The organism is uncultured Mycobacterium sp. (assembly GCF_964249325.1).
GTDB lineage: Bacteria > Actinomycetota > Actinomycetes > Mycobacteriales > Mycobacteriaceae > Mycobacterium.
The window spans coordinates 1-4272 of record NZ_CAXUCH010000308.1 but is presented as its reverse complement, the minus strand read 5'-3'; the positions used below and the strand labels follow the sequence as shown (position 1 = coordinate 4272).

Genomic DNA, 4272 nt, shown 5'->3' with positions numbered 1-4272 from the left:
GCGGCCATCCCGTAGAGGGCTTGGGCGGCCCGCTGGCTTGGGGTTGTCTGGTGGTGTAGGTGGGCCTGATATTCCTCGGTGACGGTGGGCAACGCCAGGCCGCCGAAGTTCCAGATGACGCATTGCTTACCCAATTGCGGCGGGGGCAGCGTTTCGTCGAACATGGGACGCAGCAACCGTTCAGCGCGCAGCCCCTCCAGTGCGATCAGCAACGCGTCGTCGACACTGCTACTCCGGCCGCGCAGGTAGCTGATCAGCCCGGTGGTGCTGCCGATTCCGTTGGTGTGGCGCGATTCTGGGGACAGCACCGCTTTGAGCCGCGACGCCTCAGGACTGATCGGCGCAAAACCTAATTGCGGCAGCAGGTGGTCGATCGTGCGCTCGGCGGCTTCCTCGAATGGGAAGATACGCAGTCCGTCGAGGCTGAATCTTGGTTGTTTCGGGTCGATCACCGTTTTGTTGTCGTCGTCGAAATCCGATAAGGCGCGCTCGTGTTCGCGCGCCGCCGTCGGGTCGATCAGGTGTACGCCGCAACCCATCATCAGCCAGGCGCGGACCAAATTCTTGGCGCAGTATGATTTTCCGCGCCCGGGCGAGCCGCCGATAACAAGATTGGCGGGGTTGTCTCGCGCGGGTGCGTTGAGCAGGTCCAGCAGCACCACATCGCGCAGCCCCGGACTGGTGATGTTGAGCCCTAGCGGCACACCGACGTTGTTGCCCAGCCGGGCGGCCAGCAGCGGAACGAACTTGGCGAACCGCGCAGTGGTGCTGGGGTTGCGCAGCTCGTGTAGCGCCGCGGTCTGCTCGGTGCCCGGGTTGAATGACCGCCACAGCGTGGTTTGGCTGCCGCGTCGGCGGGTGAGTCCGAGGTTTTGGCTGCGGTAGCGGCGCAGCACTTCTGCGAGCGCGGTGTTGACAGGCTGCGGATCGGCTCCCGCGGCGGCCAGCACCACCGCCGGGTTAACCCCCCGTTCGGCGCTGCCGCGTTTCAGCTCGGAGGCAAGTTCCTTGCCCGAGGCCAGTTTTCGGATCAGTTCGTCGTCGCTGAGCGCGTGGCGGCCGCGTTGGCGGGCCTGGTCTTTGATGTTGGTGATGACGTTGTGGGCGATCGATACGGCCGTTTCGGCGGTGTCGAAGGTGAAGTGGATCGTCCAGTCCAGTGTGGTGGCCGCGGTGGTGAGGTCGTCGAGGACCTTGAACAGGGTGGCCTTGGGCCAGGCGATGCCGGCGTCGGGGAAGCTTTCGATCCCGACCAGCGCCTGATACGAGTCGGGCACGCCGTCATCGTTGTCGCGGTAGGTGCGCACGAACACGTCTGTGTCGCTGCGGGCGGCGCGCCAGCGGCGGCCGCGCAGGTCGGCCGCTGATTCGTCGAACCACACCGGGCTAAACGCCGAGCCGGGCAGCTGAGCGTGCGGGTCGTAGCGCTCGGTGGGCAGCGGATACGGCCACACCCCGCGGCTGGCGGTGTAGTTCCAGTGCCACCAGATCTGTTCGACGCTGGCCGGTTTGACGAAGAGCGCCGGCGGCAGGCCCGCCACCATCGTTGCCGCCAGCTGCCGGTAGCGCCCGACCGACTCGTCGGTGTCTTTGTCGCGGCCCACGACAGCGTCGAACCTGCGTCGCCATACACCGCTTTGGGTGCCGCCGGCCACACCGTAGTGCAGCGGAAGGCTCAACCAGTAGATGCGCCGGCGCGCGCCCGCGCGGGCTACGACGGGCTCCCACGTGCGGCAATGGGCGATCCACGGCTCGGCCGCAGCGGGAATCGGCTGCTCCTGCAACACCTGGCGCCGGTGCAGAGCGGGGTGGGCAAACAGCATGCGGCGGACGATGTTTCGGGTGGCCACCGGGGTGGTCAGGCCACTGAGCAGTGCGCCGGACGGCAGAGTGCGCCACAGCTCGGCGTGGGTGTCGGCTACCTTCTTTTGCCAATCTGCGGCCGAAAAGATAAACGGCAGCCCCGACATTAGGTAGTCGGCGTAGACGCCGCCGGCGGTGAAGCGCAGGTTGCCGATGACCTGCAGCGGCGCATACACCGAGGCAGTCATGATGTGTAGTCGTGGTTACCGCCACGCCGCGGGTGTGAACACGCCACCCTGGGATGGGCGTTGTGCCACCACCATCGGGCACGGGTCGCCAATGACGGGCGCCCGTGCGGCAGCTTGGATAACAGACACACCGCGGCTGCTGTCAACGCGGCGCCGATCGCCAGGATGCTCAGTGCGTTGCCGCTGGTGAGGTTGGCGGTGACCGCCGATCCGGTCGCCACGAATCCGATGACCGCGGCGAACGCGTCGGGCGCGCGCCATTTCTCCTTGAGCGGCAAGGTAAATCCGTCTCCGGAGTCGCCGAGGTAAATCGGAAGGTCGCGCTGGTCGGAATAGACCTTGGCCGGCGAGTCGTCAGCCATCACTGGCCCCACGGGTTGGGTACGTTGACGCTGTTGCGGATGCCGTGGTTGTTGAACTCGTGGGTCACTGCGGCGGCGATTCCGGCCGATAGGAAGATCAGCACCGCGAAGACGATCGCCCCGATCTGGGAGGTGATGCCCGACCCGGCACCCTCTTTGCTGTGGCGCTGAATGGCCGCCACCGTTCCGATCACCAGTCCGACGACGGCGAGAAATCCTTCGACGGAATAGGCCAGCGCAGTTCCTGATGTGAACAAATCACCCAGGGCCAAGTTGGTGGTCCCCGCTAATGTCAGTTTCTCATTCATCCCGACTCCTTTAGGTTTCAGCCATGCGGGGCGCCGACCGGTTGAGCGTCTGTTTCGCTGTTTATGTGGGGGATGAGATCGATGTCTGCGATCATCCAAGTGCCGCCGCTGTTTTCGACGGTCAGCGGGCAGGAGAAGTCGACGGTGGCAAATTGTGAGGTTTGGGCGAGGATGCTGGCCCGCACATGGATCTGCGTTCCGGGCTTCAGGTTGCCACCGATTTCCCGGTCTGTCTCGGCCGTCTTTACGGTCGCGCTGCGGTAGTCGCCGATCGGTTTGAGCCACGAGCCGGCCACCACGTAGCGGTCTAGGCCGGTGGTGGCGGTCAGGTAGGTTCTGATGAATCCCGCGACCACCGCGTAAACCGGGCTGTTGGTGTCCAGCGGATGCCCATAGGTGATCTTGAGGTCGGCGCCGGGCCCCGGATCGCTGATGGGCGTGGGCATGTCCAGCGCGCGGGGCTGATAGTTCCACACCGATACCGCTACCCGGTAGAAGGCGCGGGTGGCGTCGGCCGAGGCGTACGGGCGCTGTTGCACCGCGACGGTCACCGAGTACACGTCCGCACCGCCCACGGAGCCGGCCGGGATCACCGACCACACTTTCGGGGTGCCGATCACCGCCGGTGGCGTCGTCGACGCTGCCGGCACCGGCGGGGCCGCATCCGAGCTCAAAGTGATAAACCGTTGCAGCGCAGCACGATGCGCGCTTGGAGTGGTCAATACCGCGGCGACGAAGTCTGCGGCGAACTGGCCGGCCGCGTCGCGCTGGTTGTCCACCCGGGTGGCGATCGAGGCCACATCGGCGGGGTTGGGATGCTGCGACACGCAGAACACTTTGAAGCCCGCCGCCAATCCGATTACCGCCGCCACCACCACCGCGGCCCGACTCGCTGCGCGGACGTAGCCGCCGCCGCGGGCCAGCCGGCGCCGCCACGTCCTTGACAACTGCATGGGTGAGCTGTCCTTAACTCGGTTGGTGTCCAAAGAAAGCCATCGCGCTCATCGCGAATGTCGCGTCTACCGGGTCGCTTGCCGCGGCTGTCGGCGATGCCGCAGGCACGGGAGCCTCGGTCACCTCGGGTGTCGAGGCGCCGCTTTCCGCGGGTACCGGGTCTGCCCAGCCTGGTGCGAGATCACCCACGCTGGGGCCGGGGCTGCTCATTGGCGATGGTGAGGCGGGCGGGCGTGAGGTCTGCCGGATGATCACGGTCACCCGCGAGGCCAGCACCTGGTGCGGCAGCGGTGTCGTTTTCGGGCCGTGCACGTTACCGGTGTCCTGGCTGAAGATATCCACGAGTTCGCTGCCGTTGAAGAAGTTGTATTGCAGCTTGGACACCACGCGGTGCTGTAGCCATTCATCCTTGCCGCCCGCGGTCTTGCCCGCCCATCCCGGCGTCACCGACACCGTGTTGACCATGTAGCTGCACGACGACTGCGGACGCGAGGGCTCGCAGCCGAAATCGATGTACAACAGCTGCCCGTCGACCTGCTCGTTGGGTGTCCCCCGCACGCACACCCACGCCGAATCACCGGACGTGTCGGTCAGCGA

4 protein-coding genes and 1 pseudogene are annotated in these 4272 nt (G+C 66.0%); all 5 read right to left on the bottom strand.

Translation table 11 applies throughout. The features are described from left to right. Positions 1-2051: ATP-binding protein (locus ACFE99_RS23310; RefSeq protein ID WP_375488986.1), on the bottom strand; the 2051-nt coding region annotated here is incomplete at its 3' end. Then, positions 2048-2413 (bottom strand): hypothetical protein, encoded by a 366-nt coding sequence (locus tag ACFE99_RS23305; protein ID WP_375488984.1) that lies wholly within the window; start codon positions 2411-2413, stop codon positions 2048-2050. The genes ACFE99_RS23305 and ACFE99_RS23310, both read right to left, overlap by 4 nt. Further along, entirely contained in the window at positions 2413-2721 is a 309-nt protein-coding gene (locus ACFE99_RS23300) for a hypothetical protein (RefSeq protein WP_375488982.1), read from the bottom strand. The genes ACFE99_RS23305 and ACFE99_RS23300 overlap by 1 nt, the downstream gene beginning before the upstream one ends. Before the next feature lie 17 nt (positions 2722-2738). Beyond that, complete coding sequence (locus ACFE99_RS23295) at positions 2739-3674, bottom strand: conjugal transfer protein (protein WP_375488980.1); 936 nt, start codon at positions 3672-3674, stop codon at positions 2739-2741. A 13-nt stretch (positions 3675-3687) separates the two neighbouring features. Beyond that, positions 3688-4272: pseudogene (locus ACFE99_RS23290) on the bottom strand (hypothetical protein); the annotation flags it as partial.

Excerpts from the sequence above, each read along its gene's own strand:
- ACFE99_RS23305 (WP_375488984.1), bottom strand. The coding sequence starts at position 2,413 with ATGGCTGACGACTCGCCGGCCAAGGTCTATTCCGACCAGCGCGACCTT.
- ACFE99_RS23300 (WP_375488982.1), bottom strand. The coding sequence starts at position 2,721 with ATGAATGAGAAACTGACATTAGCGGGGACCACCAACTTGGCCCTGGGT.
- ACFE99_RS23295 (WP_375488980.1), bottom strand. The coding sequence starts at position 3,674 with ATGCAGTTGTCAAGGACGTGGCGGCGCCGGCTGGCCCGCGGCGGCGGC.